At 68.7% G+C, this 19,285-nt stretch carries 16 protein-coding genes; 3 read left to right on the forward strand and 13 right to left on the reverse strand.

Features of this window, described 5'->3' with window-relative positions:
* Window positions 1-24: 24 nt before the first annotated feature.
* From AS97_RS41470 to AS97_RS41490, 5 genes are all read right to left on the reverse strand, one after another.
* Window positions 25-1,602, reverse strand: coding sequence for a hypothetical protein (locus AS97_RS41470; protein ID WP_247204866.1), 1,578 nt, complete (start codon window positions 1,600-1,602; stop codon window positions 25-27).
* A 126-nt stretch (window positions 1,603-1,728) separates the two neighbouring features.
* On the reverse strand, window positions 1,729-1,872 hold the full coding sequence (locus tag AS97_RS41475; RefSeq protein ID WP_185929941.1) for a DUF6760 family protein: 144 nt from the start codon (window positions 1,870-1,872) through the stop codon (window positions 1,729-1,731).
* A complete protein-coding gene (locus tag AS97_RS41480) occupies window positions 1,869-2,300 on the reverse strand; it encodes a hypothetical protein (RefSeq protein WP_059142911.1) in 432 nt (143 codons plus the stop codon). The genes AS97_RS41475 and AS97_RS41480 overlap by 4 nt, the downstream gene beginning before the upstream one ends.
* A complete protein-coding gene (locus tag AS97_RS41485) occupies window positions 2,300-2,743 on the reverse strand; it encodes a phage tail protein (RefSeq protein ID WP_059142910.1) in 444 nt (147 codons plus the stop codon). Before AS97_RS41485 ends, AS97_RS41480 begins: the two co-directional genes overlap by 1 nt.
* A gap of 35 nt (window positions 2,744-2,778) precedes the next feature.
* Entirely contained in the window at window positions 2,779-4,347 is a 1,569-nt protein-coding gene (locus AS97_RS41490) for a phage tail sheath subtilisin-like domain-containing protein (protein ID WP_210566713.1), read from the reverse strand.
* A 431-nt stretch (window positions 4,348-4,778) separates the two neighbouring features.
* On the opposite strand from AS97_RS41490, the gene AS97_RS41495 reads away from it, so the two are divergent.
* Window positions 4,779-8,183, forward strand: coding sequence for a DUF1524 domain-containing protein (locus tag AS97_RS41495; RefSeq protein ID WP_210566714.1), 3,405 nt, complete (start codon window positions 4,779-4,781; stop codon window positions 8,181-8,183).
* Complete coding sequence (locus AS97_RS41500) at window positions 8,183-8,818, forward strand: hypothetical protein (protein WP_059142908.1); 636 nt, start codon at window positions 8,183-8,185, stop codon at window positions 8,816-8,818. Before AS97_RS41495 ends, AS97_RS41500 begins: the two co-directional genes overlap by 1 nt.
* A 241-nt stretch (window positions 8,819-9,059) precedes the next feature.
* Here AS97_RS41500 and AS97_RS41505 read toward each other — a convergent pair whose 3' ends face one another.
* Genes AS97_RS41505 through AS97_RS41520 form a run of 4 tightly spaced genes read right to left on the reverse strand, consistent with a single transcriptional unit; the run spans window position 9,060 to window position 11,141 of the window.
* On the reverse strand, window positions 9,060-9,821 hold the full coding sequence (locus AS97_RS41505; RefSeq protein ID WP_059142907.1) for an aminotransferase class IV family protein: 762 nt from the start codon (window positions 9,819-9,821) through the stop codon (window positions 9,060-9,062).
* Between the two features lie 20 nt (window positions 9,822-9,841).
* Window positions 9,842-10,357, reverse strand: coding sequence for a DinB family protein (locus tag AS97_RS41510; protein ID WP_086708619.1), 516 nt, complete (start codon window positions 10,355-10,357; stop codon window positions 9,842-9,844).
* A gap of 41 nt (window positions 10,358-10,398) precedes the next feature.
* Window positions 10,399-10,749, reverse strand: coding sequence for a VOC family protein (locus AS97_RS41515; RefSeq protein WP_059142905.1), 351 nt, complete (start codon window positions 10,747-10,749; stop codon window positions 10,399-10,401).
* A gap of 20 nt (window positions 10,750-10,769) precedes the next feature.
* Entirely contained in the window at window positions 10,770-11,141 is a 372-nt protein-coding gene (locus tag AS97_RS41520) for a MerR family transcriptional regulator (protein ID WP_059142904.1), read from the reverse strand.
* A gap of 422 nt (window positions 11,142-11,563) precedes the next feature.
* On the opposite strand from AS97_RS41520, the gene AS97_RS41525 reads away from it, so the two are divergent.
* Window positions 11,564-13,306 (forward strand): sulfatase, encoded by a 1,743-nt coding sequence (locus AS97_RS41525; protein WP_247204659.1) that lies wholly within the window; start codon window positions 11,564-11,566, stop codon window positions 13,304-13,306.
* Window positions 13,307-13,327: 21 nt separating this feature from the next.
* Here the strand turns inward: AS97_RS41525 and AS97_RS41530 are convergent, their stop codons facing one another.
* From AS97_RS41530 to AS97_RS41545, 4 genes are all read right to left on the reverse strand, one after another.
* Window positions 13,328-13,636, reverse strand: coding sequence for a hypothetical protein (locus AS97_RS41530; RefSeq protein ID WP_086708621.1), 309 nt, complete (start codon window positions 13,634-13,636; stop codon window positions 13,328-13,330).
* A gap of 70 nt (window positions 13,637-13,706) precedes the next feature.
* Window positions 13,707-15,803, reverse strand: coding sequence for an ATP-binding protein (locus AS97_RS41535; protein WP_059142901.1), 2,097 nt, complete (start codon window positions 15,801-15,803; stop codon window positions 13,707-13,709).
* On the reverse strand, window positions 15,800-16,495 hold the full coding sequence (locus AS97_RS41540; RefSeq protein WP_210566715.1) for a DUF4255 domain-containing protein: 696 nt from the start codon (window positions 16,493-16,495) through the stop codon (window positions 15,800-15,802). Before AS97_RS41540 ends, AS97_RS41535 begins: the two co-directional genes overlap by 4 nt.
* 7 nt (window positions 16,496-16,502) lie before the next feature.
* Window positions 16,503-19,124, reverse strand: coding sequence for a VWA domain-containing protein (locus tag AS97_RS41545; protein WP_247204867.1), 2,622 nt, complete (start codon window positions 19,122-19,124; stop codon window positions 16,503-16,505).
* Window positions 19,125-19,285 lie beyond the last annotated feature (161 nt).

Genomic DNA, 19,285 nt, shown 5'->3' on the forward strand with positions numbered 1-19,285 from the left:
CCGTGTCCCTTCTCTCCGCACTTGTCAGTGCCTGGTGTTGATCAGATGTCCGGCCCGTTCGCGCTCCAGCCGCAACTCCGCCTTCAGTAGCCGGCTCAGGGGGCCGTACAGCGCACGGACCAGCTCGTCATTCACCTTGGGCGCCCCGCCCTTGCCACCGTGTCCCCCTGGTTCTCCCGGTGTGCCGTCATGGGGCGCGCCTGCGGGGGACGGCTCGGGAGCGGGCTCGAAGGGCGGGCCCGCCGACGGCGGCTCGGCGGGTGGCGGGGCGGACGGTGGCTCGGCGGGCAGGTCGGGCGGAGTGGGCGGGTCGGGGGCCGGGGCGTCGGGGGGCTCCGGGCCCATGGCGTCGCGCTGCACGGGCGGGAGGAACCGCGCCCGCTGTATCCGCTGTACGGACGGAGCGGGCGGCACGGACGGAACGCGCGGAGGCGGGAACACCACGGAGCCGTCCGCCATGCGCTGTGCCACCCCGGCGGCCACCGCCACCGAACCGGCGTCGACCAGCGGACGGGCCAGGGCCGTCGGGGCGGTGGCCGGTACCGGTGCGGTGGGGCGCTGCCCGGTGGCCCGGGGCGGGGGAGCGGCGGCCGTCGGCGCCATCGACCGCCGGGTCGCGGGCGCCGTCGACCGCTGGGCCGTGGAGGTCGTCGGGGGATTCGTGGCCGACGCTCCGCCCGCGGCCGTCACCCCCGGACTCGTGCGCGCCGGGCCGACGGCGGCGGACCAGCGCACCGGCACGACGGGCGGCTCGGCGACGGGGACCGGACCGGAGCCGCCTGGCCGGTCGGGCATGTCGTACGCGCCCGAGAACAGCGGCACCGATCGCTGTGCCACGAGCGGCACCACGGGCCCGGCCGCCGGTGCGGGTTCGGCCGCCACCGGCGTCCCACTGGCGGTGGCCCGTCGCAGCGGCACGGGCGGGGCCGTGGGCGTGGGCGCGGATGCCGTACCGGTGTCCGCCGTACGCACCGCCAGCGGATCGTCGGTGAGCAGCGGCCTGGACGGCGCATCGCCGCGCGGAGGCTCTGGCGGTACGACTTCCGGCTGCTCGGGAGTCAGGGCCCCGGTGCTCGCCACGGGTGTGCGCTGGGCGGTCGGCGGCAGCTCGGTCAGCGGCTCGCCCAGGCCGAAGGCGGCGGACCGCTGGACCGGTGGCGAAGGCGATGCCGCTTGGGGCAGATCGCCCGCTGCCGCGGTGGGACGCGGCGTGGCGAGAGGCAGCGTGGTCAGCTGCCGTATCCGTTCGTCCGGAGGACGGGCGGAGATCAGCGGCTCGACCACCTCCGGCGTGTCCAGGGTGGCAGCACCCTCCGCCACCCGCTGTACGGGAGCGCTCCGAGGCGTGGCGAACTCCCGCGCCACGACGGGACCGACCTCACGGCTCACCGTCGGTGGTGTGCGGGCAGCTGGGTTCGGCGTATCGGCAGGGGGCGGCGGCGTGGTGAGACCGTGCCCCACCCCCGACGGTGCCTCCGGGCTCACCAGATGGCCGAGCGTCCCGAGGAACGACGCGTTCTGCCACGTCCCCAGCCCCGCCCGGAATCCCGAGGGATCGGTCACCAACTCGGGCGATGCCACCGTTCGTTGCAACGGCGGCACCTCCCGCCACCCCGGTACGGCAGGCGGCGCCGCGCGGCCCGTCCCCGTCTCCGGTCCGGTGTGCGTCGTGTTCCCCGTGCCGCTCCGCCGGTGTCCGGCCAGCCAGGACAGCAATCCCATGTCATGTCACCGCTCGTTCAGCCGGGCAATGTGGTCCACGTAACGCGATCGGTCGGTGTGCTCGAGGTCGAGGATCTGGTCGAGGGGCCAGTGGAAGTGGTAAGCGAGGTACGCGACTTCCTCATGGATCCGGTCGGCCGCGTACGTCACGATTCCCCCAGGCGACCACCACCGGAGAGATCCACCGCGAAGTTCTCCTGGCACGAGGGGCAGGTGACCGCGGCCCGAGTGTGCCCCTCGGCGTTGATCCTGCGGTAGAAGTCCTGCAGAAAGGCGAGGTCGGAGGCGAACAGGTCCTCGACGATGCCCGGATGGATGTCCTCGATCGAGCCGAGCCGGGTGATCACCCGGGAGATCAGCACCACCGAGAGATAGGCGGAGTTCTCCCGCACCCGGTCGTCCCGCAGCGGGATCAGCTCATCGCGGGCGGTGGCCAGCCGCATGACGCCGTCGCGGTGCACCGTCCCGGATTCGTCCACGTATCCGCGCGGCAGCTCGAAGGGGAACTCCGTCCGCAGGGTCTCGGTCTCCCGGTCCGGGGCCGCCCGCTCGGGGGATGCCGCGATGGTGCGCCGCATCAGTCGACTTCCACGCTCTCGTAGGTGATGGCCAGCTTCTCGGTGAGCACGGAGGTGTCGCCGGCCTTGAGCGTGCTGATCTCCAGGGACTTGGGCCAGGCGTTGATGAGCTTGTACCGCTTGATCGGGATGCCCTCGTAGTCGTAGACGATGATGGACCCGTTGCGCCGGGCATTGGTCATCTTCCCGAACCGGGAATCCTTGATCCACTGCTCGAAGCTGTTGTCCTCGGTCAGACCGCGGGTGACCGTGACCTCACCGGCCTTGGGACGGCCGGGCAGCTTCTTGATGGCGTACTTTCCGTCGGCGGTGTTCTGCTTCAGCTCGATCACGTCCTGCTCCATCTTCAGACCACTGACCTCGGTGATCTGCCTGATGAGCACGCTGTCGAATTCCAGCCCGAAGGAATGCCCTACGGAGCTGTCGAGTTCGGGGAGCGGCATACCAGCCTCCTAGGATCGGTCGGTCGTGGTGGTCATCACTCGTCAACCGCTCCCGTGCCCGCGGAGAGCTGGGCGAGCCGGAACACCACGAACTCCGCGGGCTTCACCGGGGCCACCCCGACCTCACAGATCACCTGCCCGGCGTCGATGGACTCCGGCGGATTGGTCTCGCGGTCGCATTTCACATAGAAGGCTTCGTCCGGGGTCAGCCCGAAGAGCGCGCCCTTGCGCCACTCATTGACCAGGAACGCCGAGATGGTGCGCCGGATACGGGCCCACAGGGCGTCGTCGTTGGGCTCGAAGACCACCCACTGGGTGCCCGCCAGAATCGACTCCTCCAGGTAGTTGAAGAGCCGTCGCACATTGAGATAACGCCAGGACGCGTCATCGGCGAGCGTGCGCGCGCCCCACACCCGGATGCCGCGGCCGGGGAAGGCACGGATGCAGTTGAGCCCAATGGGGTTGAGGAGGTCGTGCTCGCCCTTGGTGATCTGCGTCTGGAGCGCGACGGCGCCCCGTACCACCTCGTTCGCCGGGGCCTTGTGCACCCCGCGCGTCTCGTCGTTGCGCGCCCACACCCCCGCGATGTGTCCGCTCGGCGGTACGAAGGCGTCCCGGCCCACGGCCGGGTCGAACACCTTGATCCACGGGTAATAGAGGGTCGCGTACCGGGAGTCGAATCCCGTCGTCTCCTCGCGCCAGGTCTTGATCTGCCGCGGGCTCAGGGCGGGCGGCGGATCAAGAATGGCGATCCGGTCGCCCATCGCCTCGCAATGGGTGATCAGCCCGCGCTGCACCGTGATCACCGTCTCGAGGTCCACCGCGCCCCGCTGATAGGCGCTCATCAGGTCCGGCGCGGCCACCATGGTGATCTCCTCGACCGCCTCCAGACCGCCGAATCCGGTCCGCTGGTCGGGATCCCCTACGTACGAATCCGCCGACAGCGCGTCCGGCACCACCGCCGCGCCGGCCCCCGGGCCGGCACCGGGAGAGGCGGCGAGCGTCACCACTTGCGACTCGGGCCTCGCGGGCGCCGCGCCCTTACCCGGCTCCTCCAGCCTGATCAGCTGGGACCGGGCCCTGACCTGCGTGGCCACGTTCTCCTTGCTGCGCTTGGTGGTCACGGCCGGGTAGGTCTCCACGACCACTCCGTCCCGCTTGACCACCAGCGCGAAGACGTCCTGCGGCGGGTCGTCGCCCTCGGGGTCGGCCACCTCGACGGTGATCTCCCCGGTGACACCGGGCAGGGTGCGGACGACATACGGCCCGAGCTGGGCCGAAGGCCCCGAGGCGACCTCCTTCGCCGTGCCCGCGCGCTCCCCGCCCGGCTCGGCCTCCTCGGCGTCGCCGATGCGCACGACGTAGCAGATGCCGCCACCGTTGGCGAAGAAACCGTAGATGGAGGAGGCGAGGTAGGTGCCCTCGACGAAGTCCCCGAAAACGGTGGTGAACTGCGTCCAGTTGGTGATGAGCGTCGGCTCGTTGAACGGCCCCTTCTGCGCGAACCCGATGAAGGCGGCGACCGAGGTCCCGACCCCCTCGATCGGCCGCGACCCGGATTCCACCTCTTCGACGTAGACACCCGGGGACAAGTACGACGGCATGCCACTCTCCTTGACCGGGGAAACGAGAGCGATTGTTCCCGGGAAAAGGATCAACGGGAACGGGCTTTCGGCCGCCCCCGCGTACAGAAGGCGCTGCCCGAAGAGGCAGCGGATTCCCTTTCCCCATAGGGCAGAAAGTCTTGCCCCCATCGCTACCCGGCCTGCCACGGGCTTGGAGCGGGCGGAACCAGCACCCTGACATACATGTCGCGGACGTATCGCCGACCGCCCGGTGACCGGATGATGCGATGAAGTCTGCCTCGGAGAAGTCCGGGAAGTCTGCCGCGTCGGCGAAACCCGGGGCGAGGGAGCATACGGCGCCGAGGTCGACCCCGTCCCCGGCCCCGACCTCGGTCCCGGCCTCCGAGCAGGCGGCCGCCCCTGTCCCCCCGTCCGCCGCCCCCGGCCTGTCCCCCCGTCACCTCCAGCGTTTGCAGGCCGCGGCCGGGAACACGGCGGTCTCCCGGCTGGTCGCCCAGCGCTACGCGGCGCCGGTGAAGCCTCCACCGGCCCAGGCCCCCGGCTTCCGCAAGGTCCAGTCGGACGTCGCGGCGAAGAAGCGGAAGCTGGCCCAGCACCACCCCGCGACCGCGGAGTCCCGGTCCGCCCAGGACGCTGCGGTGGCGCCGCCGGACGACAAGGAGGCGCAGGGCAAGGCGGCCAACGCGGAGAAGATGAACGCCGCCAAGCCGGGGGAGTTCGACAAGGCGGGCTTTATCGCGGCGGTGAACGAGGCCATCGCCGCACAGGCGCCCAAGAACCTCGACGAGGCCGACAAGTTCGCCGACTCCGGCAAGGCCGACAAGATCAAGGGCGAGGTCGACGGCAAGGTCACCGACGGCAAGCAGGCGTCGTCGAAGGACATCGAGACGACCACGAAGGCCGCTCCCGACACCTCGAAGGCCAAGGAGAAGCAGGTCACGCCCATGGGGCCGGACCAGCCTCCGGCCAACCCGGGCGCACCGAGCGCCGCGGACGCCACTCCGCAGCAGCAGCCGCCCGAGGTGACGGACTTCTCGGAGGGCCCGAAGAAGACCGATCAGCAGATGGCGGACGCGGACGTCACCGAGGAGCAGCTGGCCAAGAGCAACGAGCCGGAGTTCACGGAGGCGCTGGGCGAGAAGAAGAAGGCGGAAAAGCACTCCGCGACGGCCCCGGCGCAGGCCCGGGGAGCGGAGCAGCAGCAACTGGCCACCGCGAAATCACAGGCGGCCGCGGCCGGCACCCAGGCCATGTCCGCCCTGACCGCCACCCGCGCGGGCGCGGGCAAGCAGGTCGACGGCGGCAAGGGCGAGGCCAAGTCGAAGGACGAGCAGAAGCGGGAGGAGGTCACCGCAAAGCTCCAGAAGGTCTTCGACGCCACGCAAAAGGACGTCGAGGGCATCCTCGACGGCCTCGACGGCAAGGTGGACAAACAATTCGAGGAGGGCGAGAAGAAGGCCCGGGACGCCTTCAACACCGACCAGAAGCGCCGCATGAAGGCGTACAAGGACAAGCGCTACGGCGGCTTCTGGGGCCCGGCCAAATGGGCCAAGGACAAGATCGCGGGCATGCCGGAGGAGGCAAACCAGCTTTTCCAGGAGTCCCGCAAGCTCTACGTACGTCTGATGCAGGGCGTCATCTCGTCCATCGCCGACACGATCGGCACGGAGCTGGGCAAGGCCAAGGCCCGTATCGCCAAGGGCCGCGCCGAACTGAAGGCGGAGGTCGACAAGCTACCCGCCGATCTGAAGAAGTACGGCCAGGACGCGGCGAAGGACTTCGCCGGAAAGTTCGACGACCTCGAGTCGGAGGTCAACGACAAATCGAAGCAACTGGTCCAGACCCTGGCTCAGAAGTACACCCAGGCCCTCAACAAGGTCGACGAGGAGATCAAGAAGCTCCAGGAGGCGAACAAGGGCCTCGTCCAGAAGGCCGTGGACGCCGTCGTCGGCGTCATCAAAACCATCAATGAGCTCAAGAACCTCCTGATGGGCATCCTGGCCAAGGCCGCCGGCGCCATCATGAAGATCATCAAGGACCCGATCGGCTTCCTGGGCAACCTGGTCCGCGCGGTGGGCGCGGGCCTCCAGCAGTTCATCTCCAACATCGGCACCCACCTCCAAACGGGTCTGGTCTCCTGGCTGTTGGGCACGAGCGCCAAAGCCGGAATCGAGATCCCCGCAAAGTTCGACCTCAAGGGCATCATCCAGCTGATCGCCTCCCTGCTGGGCCTGACCTGGGCGAACATCCGCTCCCGCATCACCCGCAAGGGCGTCCCCGACCAGGCCATGAGCGCGGCCGAACAATCCGTCCCGGTGGCAAAGGCCCTGGCGACGGAGGGCCCGGCGGGCGCCGCCAAGGAAATCACCGCCGAAACCGGCGACCTGAAGTCCACCATCCTCGAAGAGCTCAAGTCCTACCTGATCCCCACGGTCATCATCGCGGGCATCACCTGGATCCTCTCCCTCCTCAACCCCGCCTCCGCCTTCGTCCGAGCGGTCAAGGGCATCATCGACATCGTCACATTCGTCGTGAACCAGGGCGCTCAGATCGTGGAATTCGTCAACGCGGTCCTGGACGCGGTCGTAGCGATAGCCAACGGCGGCGCAGCCGGCGTCCCCAAGACGGTCGAAACAGCCCTGGCCGCCAGCCTCCCCCTCCTCATCGGCCTCCTCGCGTCGTTGCTGGGCATCGGGGGCCTGGCCAACAAGATCAAGCAGGTCTTCCAAAAAGTCTCCCGCCCGGTCAACCGCGCCATGGACAAAATCGCCGCCAAGATCGCCCAGGCCGCCAAGAGACTGTGGGGAAAACGCAATAAGAATAAAAAGGAAGGGCGAAATGGAGAACCGGATGCCAGCGCGGGCGGCAAGGCTGGAAAGAAGGATGAGTCGCGCAGGAAAGTCCGCGAAATAATCTCAGCGGTGGACGTCAGTGAGAAATTCACTACGTTCGGTCATGTGCATACGATCAGGGCCAGAGGGGATGGGTCCGGGCGTCTAGCCACTTCTCTTGCGAGCGAGGAAGAGGAATTTAAAGCAAAGGTGATGAGGGTGAAAGGGGAAATTGAGAGTTACCCGGCTCCAAGAAAGATCAGAGGCGTCGCGCCGGGTGATATGGCAGACAGGTTGCATACCTCCGTGAAGACCGAGGAGAGGCTGAAAGAGTCATTCGGAGCTTGGAAACGAAAGGAAGAGGCGCGTACCAGTCCCGATCCATCGGCCGCAAATAAAATCAAGCAAATTGTGGATAAGTGGATTGCCGATGGGCGCCCCGAGGTGGTGGATGCATCAGACATACCGAAACTGCCTGAGGGTTTCAATAAACATCGAGAGATGCTTTATGAAGGGGGTGGAAATCACTTTAATCGGGCGAAAATAGCTGTGATAGGGCGCGATTTTCCTGGGATCTTTGCTGAGGTTCAAGCGGTTATAAAGCCTTACAAAGATGCGCGGAGCGCTGGCATGGCCCCTGTAGGTCTTCGAGTCGTGAAGGCTCTTGCTGTCAGCAAACTCAAAGACATGACGATGCTTGGTGCCGCAAAAGAGGATGCCAAGGTGCCGGTTAAGGTTCTGATGGATTTCAAGAGAAAGGGGGATGTGTCAACGGCCAACATGCGAAAATCTTCGAACTGGAACGTCGATCACATCGTCCCTCTTGCTGCGCATTGGCATGCCGTCGGCTATAACTCCGCCGATCGCGAACGCGTGAATGCTACCCCAAATATATCCAACCTGCAGCTTATCGCCGCAGATGCGAACAAGTCTGCACAGGCGGATTATGAAGGCGAGAAGTATGAGTACATGAAGAAATCTCCTGGCCCTGACTTTGAGACGGAAAAGGAAGTGTGGGAATAATGCCAGACGATACCGATAGGGAAAAGGTGGAACGCGCCATCGACAGGCTGCGCAGTGCTGGTTGGCGTGTGCTGCGGGAGGAACAATCCTTCGGAAGTGGCCCTGCGCTGGTAATTCCACAGCTTGACAGGCTCTTCAGCGGAGACGGTTCGCTGCGGGATGACCTCTCCTTCGAGTGGCGAGAGGGGCTGGCGTCCCGCGTTCAGACTGCCTTCGCGCGGGAAGGTCTGGTTGTTCGTGCGGCCCTTGAGCAAGACAGTGGGGTGGCCGTATGTGTCGCAGGTCGGGCTCCAGATTCTGATCTCTGCCGGATCGTTCAATCGTTCAGGGAGTTGGAGGCCGACGGATACATCGCCGAACCCGATTTCTCACTTACGACCACCGGTGGCTGGGAAGACGTTCACCAACGAGTGCAGGGTGAGCTGAGGGCGATCTTCTGGATTTCTCAAGCGCACGTGGACTGTTTTGACGACGAAGGTAACCTGGTGGACGATCTGCCATTGCATTGGGCGGGTGACGCTACTGCTATAGCAGAGGCTCTGCGCAGTACCGGATTGCTGGTCGAGATACCGGAAATCGCCGATATCACTTTCTTCATCAGCCCTGTGGGAGAAGAAGAGGACGACGTTTTGTGACGGCGGCTGTTGATGCATGGGTCGGCTTTGTGAGCAGCGTCAAGGCTGGCGCGTTTGGTGGCTGAGCAGGCAGGTAGTGCTCGACATGACACCGGCGAGCCGCTTTGGAAGATCTTGGTCTGGATGGCGTGCCACTCCCTGGCCCGCGGGCCAGGGGCTGACGATGAACGTTCCGCTTCGCCGTCACGCCATCGCGGGCAGCACATGCGGTGTCAGAGTCGAGCCCAGGCCCGATCAGGGTTCAGATCGTGTCCCACACCACCGCCTCGTACGCCGCGCTCACCCGCCCCATCAGCTCTTCGTCCACCGTGTACGCCACCTCGTCGATCCGCCGCACCGGTGCGAACCCCTGAGAGTTGGTGAGGAAGGCCGACCGGTAGGAGGAGAGGTCCGCGAGAGTCACGTGGCGGCGGGTCGAGGGGAGACGGGGTTCGAGGAGGGCCATGGTGATGCCCCGGAGCGAGGGGGCGTCCGGCCAGATGACGGACTCGCCGTCCCAGAAGGCGATGTTGGTGATCGCGCCCTCGGCCACCACACCCTGCCCATCCGTCAGTAGAGCCTCGTCGTGTCCGGCGCGGTGCGCGGCGGTGAGGTAGTGGTTCTGGCCGAAGCCGCCCAGGTGCTTGATGTGGGGGAGCTCTCGGACGAAGGGGACCGACATCACGGATTTCGGGCCCACCGGCATCGTCTGCGGGGGACGCACCGTGACCATCAAGGTGGCCCGCTCGTCGTCCTCGGGCCAGTAGACGTACACCCGAAGCGAGGCGTCGCGGACGTCGACGGCCTCCAGGGCGTGCCGGACGTCCGCCCGTACGCGCTCCTCGTCGAGGTCGCCGTCGAACAGTTCCCGGGTCGCCGAGCGCAGCCGATCGAGGTGGAGATCGAGGCCGCGCACCCGCCTGTCTCTGATCTGCATCGCCGTGAAGTGCCCGTAGCTGGTGAGCGCGGGCAGCCGCAATGTGTCCGCGGTGGCGGGCGAGCCGTTGATCTCGATGTAGGTCATCCGGCCACCGTAGCGGGGCCTCAGTAGTAGCCCTTCTCGCCGTCGACGAGTTCCCGGATGGTGTCCATATGGCCTGCGTGGCGGGCGGTTTCCTCGATCATGTGGAAGAGGATCCACCGCAGGCTGGTGGAGGTGGCGTCGAAGTCCGGGTAGCGGCCGGTGTCGTCCAGGGCGTGGGTCGCCGTGATCTCGTTGGACACCTGGCACTGCTGGGCGTAGTCCTTGAGGAGCTGGGCGAGCGGAATGCCCTCGACCCTCATGCCGGCGTCCTTGGCGTCATCGTCGAACTGGTGGCCCTGGGCCGGGCGGCCGAGCAGGACGATCTCGAACCACAGGTGCTCCACCCAGCGCATATGGGAGACGATCCCGGCCAGGGTCATCAGCGGCGAGGTCGGGAGGAGGGAGCGGTGGGCGTCCGCCTCGGACAGGCCCTCGCATTTCCACGCGATGATGGCGCGCTGCATATCGAGCCAGCCCAGCAACTGGGTGCGCTCATCGGCGGAGCGGCGCGGGCGGATGCGCGGTGGCGTCGTCATGAGGGGGACGCTAGCGCGGTGTGCCGACGGCACGCACCGGGTTATCGGCGGTGGCTCAGCACATTGATCACGCGGCCGTTGGGGTCGCGGACGAAGAAGCGGCGGACGCCCCACTCCTCGTCCCGCAGGGAGTGCACGATCTCGGCACCGCGGTCGCACATCGCCGCGTAGACCGCGTCCACGTCGTCCACCTCGACGCTCACATCGGGGACCACCGGCCCGGTCTCGTCGTGGGTCAGCACGCTGATCTGGGCCGTGGGGTTGGCGGTGGAGGCGAGCGTCATGATCCAGCCCTGGTTCATCACCTCTTCGAAGCCCAGGAGACCGTAGAACTCCCGGCTCTCCCGCATCGCTTCGGACCGGACGTTGGGTACGACACGGCGGACGGTCATCGTGGGCTCCCGGGGGTGGGTCAGCTGGCGGTGTTGTCGCTGCGCACGGCGTCAAGGTACTCGGAGATCGCGTCCCGGTTGCGGGTCAGGCACTCGATGCGCCGGCTCATGCGGTCCCGCTCGTTCTCCAGCGTGGCGATCATCTCCGGTGTGGCGTCGGAGAAGTGAATGCGCCGGGGCTTGTCGAGACACGGCAGGATCCGCTTGATGATCCGGGTCGGAAGCCCCGCGTCGAGCAGCCCCCTGATCTGCAGCACCCGGTCGACGAGACGCTCGTCGTAGGAGCGGTAGCCGTTCGCACAGCGGTCGGGCAGGATCAGCTTCTGCTCCTCGTAGTAGCGCAGTAGCCGACGCGGGGTGCCGGTGCGCTCCGAGAGCTCTCCGATACGCATGTGTCCGTCCTTGTCTCTCTGCCCGCGTGCCACCGATCCGGCTGACTTTCACATCCATGTGAAGGTCGCAGCCTATCGTGGGGCCGGGGGCGCTCGAGAGGGAACGGAAGGCGCCGGGAAAAATGCCAGGTGATTGAACGGAGGCCCCCGGCACGCCGTACGGATGAGGACGGGCCCGACTACCCGAGCCGGGTCCGCCGTGCCACCACCGGGCTTCGCAGGGAAGGACCTTCGGGTTGTCGCGCCAATCGAGCTCTCATCAGCGGTCGGAAACGGACAAGGGAACCACGGGGCAGGCCCCGACAGAAGGCCCCCCGCCGGAGGGGCCACCTGAGACAGAGGCCGAGGCTGAGGCCACGCAGGATCTCCCCGCCCGGCGGCAGGATGACACCGGGGAGCCGGACGCGGTCCCCGACCAGGAGGTGAGCTCCGACCACGGCACGGCCGCCGCCCCCAAGGGCTGGCGGGTCACCTACCCCGCCGTGGCGCGGGCGGTGGCGTGGACGGCCACGGGGCTTTCCCTCGCCCTCGTGTTCATCGCTCTCCTCCTGCCGACCCGGCTCAGCCTCGTCGAACCCAGCGCCTTTATGCGCATCCCGGTGGAGGGGGTGTTCGGTGCCACGCTGCTGCTCATGCTGCCGTCGATGGCGCGGCGGGTGGTGGCGGTGCTCGCCGGGGTGGTCCTCGGGGCGCTGACCATCTTGAACCTGCTCGACATCGGCTTCAACGAGTTCCTCGGCCGTGGGTTCAACGTGGTGCTCGACTGGATACTGCTGGACGACGCCCAGTCGTACGTCAAGGACGCGCTCGGCGGGACGGCCGCCACCGCCGCCGTGATCGGTGTCGTGGTCCTCGCCGTCGCGGTGCTCGTCCTGATGGGGCTCGCGGTCCTGCGGATCAGCAACGTCATGGCGAGGAACAGTGCCGTGGCGACCCGTACCACCCTGGTGCTCGGCACCGTCTGGGTCATGTGCGCGGCGCTCGGCGTGCAGGTGGCCGGGGCGCCGTTCGCGTCCCGGAGCACCACCGCGCTCGTCCAGGACCGGGCGGAGCGGGTGCGCAAGACCCTCGAGGACGAGCGGGAGTTCGCCAAGGTGGCCGCCGTGGACACCTACGGCGACACCCCCGGCGACCAGTTGCTGACCGGGCTGCGCGGCAAGGACATGATGTTCACCTTCATCGAGAGCTACGGCCGCTCGGCCATCGAGGACCCGGCCATCGCACCCGGTGTCGACAAGACCCTCAAGAACGCCACCAAGCGGTTGAACAAGGCCGGGTTCGCCTCCAAGAGCGGCTGGCTCACCTCGGCCACGTACGGCGGCAGCAGCTGGCTGGGGCACTCGACCTTCCTCACCGGCCTGTGGATCGACAACCAGAACCGCTATCGCACCGTCACCGCGGGCGACCACATGTCCATCACCCGCGCCTTCCAGCGCACCGGCGCCTGGCGGACGGTCGGCATCATGCCGGGAATCACCAAGGGCTGGCCGGAGGGCAAGTTCTACGGCCTGGACCATGTCTACGACTCCCGCGATCTCGGCTACAAGGGCCCGAAGTTCAGCTGGTCGACCATGCCCGACCAGTACGCCCTCAAGGCGTTCGAGCACCTGGAGCACGGCAAGAAGCGCGACAAGCCGCTGATGTCGGAGATCATCCTGACCTCCAGCCACCAGCCGTGGGCGCCCATCCCCAAGACGATCCCCTGGAGCCAGGTCGGTGACGGCTCGGTCTACAAGGCCATCCAGAAGGCCGGCAAGCATCCCGCGGATGTGTTCACCGACTCGGACAAGGTGAAGGCCGAGTACGGAAAGTCCATCCAGTACTCGGTGAACAGCCTCATCGACTATGTGCTGAAGTACGGCAACAAGAACACCGTGCTCGTCTTCCTCGGCGACCACCAGCCCCTCTCGCGGGTCAGCGGCAACAACGCCAGCCGGGACGTACCGGTCGCGATCGTCGCGCACGACAAGGCGGTGCTGGACCGGATCTCCCACTGGGGCTGGGAGGACGGGCTGATGCCGGGCGCGAAGGCCCCGGTGTGGAAGATGAGCTCCTTCCGCGACCGCTTCCTGGACGCCTACGGTCCGAACCCGGGCGGCGGCACGGCGCCTTCCTCGCCGTCGGCCTCGCCGAAAGCGTCGGCGAAGGCTTCCGCGAAGCGATAGTCCTCGATGGTCCCAGCTCCCTCACAGCAGACTCTCGTCCCGGACTGTCCAGCCTGTCCCCAGCTCACGGCGCAGAGCGGCCACGGCTGCGTGCGCCCGCTGCTTGAAGACCTGCCGCTCCTCGTCCGACCACGGCGACGGGTCCGGCGGATACCTCCAGTCGATCGATGACTGGTACCACTCGGACAACGTCGCCAGCTCTTCTCGGGTGGCCGGGCTGATCGGCAGCCTGTCCAGCTCACAGGGGTAGCCGTACGGGCTGTCCATGTCCTCCGGCCACAGGGGAGTGTCCACGCCGGCCTCGAAGAAGAATCGCAGGTAGCGGATCATGCGGCAGCTTCTCAGGCGCCCCCACGCACGGCACGGGCGGGGACTGAGCCGGCGACGGTTGAGCAACCTGTCAGCCCGTCAGCAGGGGCATATACGGGCCGAATTCCGAGGCCAGGGTCAGGCGGCCCAGTTTCTGGTACTCGCGCTGCAGTGCGTGGATGAGGTCGGACATGGTCACCGGGCTGCCGGACTCGGCCGCGAGGTAGGCGGCGGTGACGGCCACCGAGCGGATGTTGCCGCCCGCAAGTTCGAAGGACTCGGCGCAGAAGTCCAGGTCCAGATCGGTGGAGCGGGGGAGGACGGTGCCCAGTGAGCGGTCCCACAGCAGGCGGCGGTGGTCGGCGTCGGGGAGGGGGAAGTCGACGACGAGGTCGAGGCGGCGGGTGAACGCGTCGTCGAGGTTGGCGCGGAGGTTGGTGGCGAGGATGGCCAGGCCGTCGAAGGTCTCCATGCGCTGGAGGAGGTACGCGCTCTCGACGTTGGCGTAGCGGTCGTGCGCGTCCTTGACCTCCGAGCGCTTGCCGAAGATGGCGTCGGCCTCGTCGAAGAGCAGAACGCCGTTGATGCCGGCGGCCTCGGAGAAGATGCGCTCCAGGTTCTTCTCGGTCTCGCCCACGTATTTGTCGATGACGGTGGCCAGATCGACCGTGTACAGGTCCAGGCCCAGGTCGGCGGCGATCACCTCGGCCGACATCGTCTTGCCGGTACCGGAGTCACCCGCGAAGAGGGCCGTCACGCCGCGCCCCCGGCCACCGCCCGGCCGCATGCCCCATTCGCCCAGGACCCGGTCGCGGTGGCGGGCGCGGGCGGTGAGTTCGTGGAGCTGGGCGAGGGTGCCCGGGGGGAGTACGAGGTCGGACCAGCCCACGGCCGGTTCGATACGGCGGGCGAGGCGGTCGAGGCCCGCCGCGTTCTGGGCGCGGGCCCCGGCGCGGATGTGGTCGGGATGGAGGGTGCCGCCGTCCAGCACCGCGCTCTGGGCGGCGCCCCGGGCGGCCCGGGTGATCTGGTCGGGGGTGAGGAGGAACGGGGAGAGCAGGCGGGTGAGGTCGAGGTCCGCGGGGAGCGGGGCGTCGGAGGCGTCCGACCAGAGCGCAGCCCGGGCCGGCGGTTCCACGCGCGGGGCATGCAGCAGCAGCGGCGGACGGGAGGACCACGCGGCGTCCCAGGGGGCGCGGCCGACCAGCACGACGGGCAGCGGGGTGTCGGCCACCAGCCGGATGACCTCGGGTTTGTCGCGGATCAGGGCGTCGATCGGACCGCACACCAGACCCGAGGAGGTGATCCGGGCCTCTCGGGAGAGGATCCGCACGGCCTCGGCGGGATGGGGGTCCCGGGCGAGGCGCTCCAGATCGAGGCCGAGGACGCCGTGCCCCGCCCGGGCGAGGGCGGAGGCCCCCAGCGCCGTGCCCGCGCCGCCCTGGTCCTCCCGTAGATACGCCAGGGGGTCACCGGAGGCGAGGGCTCGGGCGAGCGGCGCCGGATCGCCGACGCCGGACACGTCCTGCCACGGGGCGAGCAGATCGACGATGCGTGGATCGGGTGTGTCATCGCCGAGGAGGTGCGCCGTGACCCGGTCGGGGACGCGGAGCGCACGGGCCAGGAACGGGCGGTCCGGCTCCTCGACCAGCAGCAGACCGCCCGCGCGCAGCGGGGCCTGCGGGGACAGCCCGGCCCGTGCGGCCGCGTCGGCCGCGGAGCGCCCGCACAGGCCGAGGGCGAGACCGATGGAGGGCCGACGGCGGGTGACATCGTCGTTGAGATAGCCGTAGAACCGCTCGAAGCGATCGTCGAGATCCGGGATGAGCGCGATCAGCAGGATCTCCACATCGAGTGCGGAGAGGCCGAACTCGTGGGCCAGGGCGCTCAGTCGGGTCGGCCGGCCCGCGCGGGCCGCGGCGTCGGCGCGCGCTTCGGTCTCGGCGAGGAGAGCGGTGTCGGTGTCGTCGGGAGCCGTGGAATCGAGGGCGCGTCCGGCGTCGAGAAGCCGGTGGATGGTCTCGTCGCTGAGGTAGAGGCCGCGGAAGGCGTCGTCGGGGTTGGGGTCGGTGAGCTGACGGGCGTGGACGGCGCGCCGTATCCGCTGTTCGAGGAGGATGGCGCGGTCGAGGAGGTGGCGCAGGCTCGGGTTCGGTGTCCCTGTCTCCGCGTCCGTCGTGCTCCTCATTCCGTGCGCTCTTCGGCCACGTGGGCGGCGATACCGGTGCGGCGGGCCCCGTACACCGGCAGATTGGCGCCGCCCGGCATCGGCTGCGTGGACGCCGGTGGGGCAGGGGCGTCCCGTGAGGAGTCGGAGAAGCCCAGGCGCACCCCCTCCTCGCCCACCTGCGGACCGGCCGGATAGACGGGCGATTCGGTGACCGGCACGCTCACCACCAGGTCGAGCGAGGGCTTGAGTTCGCCCCCGAGCGCGCTCCACACATCGGCGAACGACCGGTCCTCGGGCGGCGGCAGCGCGACCGTCATGGGTACGGAGACGCCGAGCTCGGCGAGTGTGCCGGTGAGCCGCTCGGCGGGCAGGGCCTCGTACCGCAGCAGACAGGACAGCAGCGAGGAGAGCAGCCGGTGTTCGTCCTCGGGGCGCTTGGTCCACGCGGTGATGAGGTACGAGAGCTTGAAATACCGGGGCGGGCGGCGCCGGGCCACGATGGTGCCCTGCTCGTCGTACTCATTGAGCAGACCGCGCTCCCGGCGCCGCATGTCCTCGCGGATGTCGTACAGATAGAGATTGACGGTGGGGGCGTTGACCTTGGCGGCCCAGTCGCGGGTGGGGGCGTCGAAGACCACGGTCACCTGGCCGCCCGCCAGGGCCTCGGCCCGGAACATGGCGCGCAGCGCCTCGTCGACCTCGTGGATCACGGATCTCTCACCCCCGGCCGGCGAAGTCGGGCGGCTGCAGATGGCGCCGTACGACGAGCACGGGCTTCTCCAGCCGCTCGAGCCCCGTCACCGCGGCGCGGAGCGTGCGGGGACCGAGCCGGTCCTTGCGCAGCACGAGCACCTGGGCCTCGAACGTGCCGTCGCGTTCCACCCGTACGGTCGACCGGGCCGCGGTGACGCCCGGATTCCAGCTGAGCGCGACCGTGGCGCCGGGCGGGAAGTCCTTGCCGCGGGCCACCGCCACATCGCCGGGGCGGGCGACCTTGGGAGTGACGGTCAGCTTGGGCCGCAGCACCTGGACGCGGGCCGTGTCCGTGTTGTCGGCGCGCCGGGGATCGCGCGGCGAACCGCTGACGGAGACCTTCAGGTCACCGCGGATCGCGGTGCGGTAGACGGCCGTCTGGGTCACGGTGATCCGTCCGCCCGGCGCGATGGTGCACGGGGTGGTCCGGGTGCAGCGCGACAGCGTGGAGAGGTGGCGGTCGTCCGCGTCCTTGGTACGGGGCCAGGCGGTGGTGACCACGACGTTCTTGGCCGCCTCGGGACCGGCGTTGGTGAGGGTGAGGCGGGCCCTGGTGCGCAGCCCGATGTAGGTCGGCGTGGGGCCGACGGCGGTGGTGACGGCGAGATCCGCCTCGTCCGGCACGGGGGCCGGGAGCACGGTGAAGGTCGCGGTGCCGGTGCCGGTGTTGCCGGACGAGTCGGTGGCGGTGCAGCTGACCCGCGTCCTGCCGACGGGGAAGCGCGAACCGGGGGCCGGATCACAGCTGACGGGCAGATCGCCGTCGACCGCGTCCTGGGCCGTGGCGGTGAAGTCGACCTCGGTGCCGTTGTCGTCGGTGGCCTCGATGGTGCGGTCGTCCACGGTGATGACGGGGGCGGTCACATCGTTGACGGTGATGCTGATGTGCTGCTGGTAGTCCTCGGGGGTGGGGTCGTCACCGCCGTCCCCGCCGCCGGGGCCGCCGTTTTGGCCTCCGTTCTGTTGGCCTCCGTTCTGTTGGCCTCCGTTTTGGTTCCCGCCGTTCTGGCCTCCGTTTTGCTGGCCTCCGTTCTGGCCCCCTCCGTTCTGGCCGCCGTTCTGCTGACCGCCGATCTCGCCACCGCTCCCGCTGGTGGCTCCGCCGAGCAGCCCACCGATGAGACCGGCGTTCTGGCCGCCGTCGGCTCCGCCGATCACCCCGCCGATGACCCCGGCCACGGAACCGCCGTCCGCACCGTTGCCCCCGGCTCCGGAACCGCCGCTCGCCCCTGCGCCGCAGTCGCCGCCGGAGCCTCCGATGAGTCCGCCCAGCACCCCGGCGATCACGCCGCCGTTGCCTCCGTTGTCCGAGCCTCCGACACCACCCGCCGCCAGGCCGGCGATCGAACCGCCGCCGCAGCCGTCGGATCCGCTCGACACACCACCGGCAGCGCCGCCGATGAGTCCGCCGTTCCCGCCGCCGTCGGTGCCGCCCACCGCGCCGCCAATGGCCCCCGCGACGGATCCGCTGCCGTCGGTGCCGGAGCCGGGGTCGCCGTTTCCGCCGGTGTCGTCCTCATGCGGGGTGCCCGGGAGGCCCTGGCTGTTCCCGTTCCCCCGCTGAACACGGAATTCCCGGGCGGGTATCACATCGTCCGGCATCTGCCCGGCCGGTGGTTTGCCGTCGAGCAGGAACTGCACGCCGCAGTGCACGGTGACGCCCTGCGGCGCGTCGTCCGCCACCGTGATGGTTTCGGTGAAGGTGGCCACCTCACCGCTGGTCACCTGCCGGGTGGCCGGATCCAGGGTGACCGAGAGGGCGGGGTCGCAGCCGAAGGTCTGATAGCTGACGGTGGTGGGCAGATTGGTCAGCCCCTCCGCCACTGTGCCGGCCACTTCGTCTGCCTCGATGTCCTGGAAGAGCCTGCCGCCCGTGGCCTGGACGACCTTGGTCGCCTGATCGGGGTCGTGTGTCGGCTCCTGATTCTGGCCCGGGCCGTTGCCGTTGTCGCCGTTGCCGTTCAGGCCGTCGCCGAGTTCGGTCGCCACATCCACGGCCAGGACGCGAACGCCCGCGTCCTTGAGCGCGTTGATGCCATCGGTGAGCGAATGCCCCTTGCTGGGGTCATGGCTGGAGGCGTCGCCGACCAGGACGACGACGGGGCTGGCGCCCTCCCGGAAGGTGCCGCTCGCCCCGTTGGCGATCTGCCACAGACCGTTGATCCAGTCCTCGGCGGGCCCGGGGCTGTACGAGCCGCGGTCGTCGGTGAGCTGGTCGACGCCGTCTCGTACGTCGCCCAGATCGTCCGTCAGCCCCTGGAGCACGGTGAACACCCGCTCGCCGTCGACCTGTTGGTCTCCGTAGGTGGCGACGGCGAAGCGGGAGTCGGGCTGCTGCTCACGCACCTCGCTGGTGATCTGCTCCAGGTTGGCCTGGACGTTGTCGATGGTGGGCTGCATGCTGCCCGTGCCGTCGACCAGCAGCACCACATCCGGCCGGGGTGGGACCACCGGTGTGCGCACCTTCTTGTCCACGGTCAGCGCGTCACCAGGGTCGAGCGGTTCGTCCACCACGGCCGGGGTGACCGCAGGACGCTCGGCGGCCGCGCGCTTGCCCGCGGCCGCGCCCGGTACGACGCTGATCACCAGGAGCAGAACGGCGGTCAGCGTGCCGACGCGCAACGCGCGAGCCCGCGCGTCACCACGTACCCCGGCAAGCGGTCGAAAGTGCTGGAACCCGCGCACAGAACGCACAGAACACCCCACTCGAGATCGGCGCGCCGGGCTCCACGATCGCGTTTCACCGG

It is taken from the genome of Streptomyces sp. AgN23 (assembly GCF_001598115.1).
GTDB classification, from domain to species: domain Bacteria; phylum Actinomycetota; class Actinomycetes; order Streptomycetales; family Streptomycetaceae; genus Streptomyces; species Streptomyces antimycoticus.

Bases quoted from the DNA above. Each gene is read 5' to 3' on its own strand.
- AS97_RS41480 (WP_059142911.1), bottom strand. From the start codon at position 2,300: ATGCGGCGCACCATCGCGGCATCCCCCGAGCGGGCGGCCCCGGACCGG.
- AS97_RS41485 (WP_059142910.1), bottom strand. From the start codon at position 2,743: ATGCCGCTCCCCGAACTCGACAGCTCCGTAGGGCATTCCTTCGGGCTG.
- AS97_RS41490 (WP_210566713.1), bottom strand. From the start codon at position 4,347: ATGCCGTCGTACTTGTCCCCGGGTGTCTACGTCGAAGAGGTGGAATCC.
- AS97_RS41500 (WP_059142908.1), top strand. From the start codon at position 8,183: ATGCCAGACGATACCGATAGGGAAAAGGTGGAACGCGCCATCGACAGG.
- AS97_RS41505 (WP_059142907.1), bottom strand. From the start codon at position 9,821: ATGACCTACATCGAGATCAACGGCTCGCCCGCCACCGCGGACACATTG.
- AS97_RS41510 (WP_086708619.1), bottom strand. From the start codon at position 10,357: ATGACGACGCCACCGCGCATCCGCCCGCGCCGCTCCGCCGATGAGCGC.
- AS97_RS41515 (WP_059142905.1), bottom strand. From the start codon at position 10,749: ATGACCGTCCGCCGTGTCGTACCCAACGTCCGGTCCGAAGCGATGCGG.
- AS97_RS41520 (WP_059142904.1), bottom strand. From the start codon at position 11,141: ATGCGTATCGGAGAGCTCTCGGAGCGCACCGGCACCCCGCGTCGGCTA.
- AS97_RS41530 (WP_086708621.1), bottom strand. From the start codon at position 13,636: ATGATCCGCTACCTGCGATTCTTCTTCGAGGCCGGCGTGGACACTCCC.
- AS97_RS41535 (WP_059142901.1), bottom strand. From the start codon at position 15,803: ATGAGGAGCACGACGGACGCGGAGACAGGGACACCGAACCCGAGCCTG.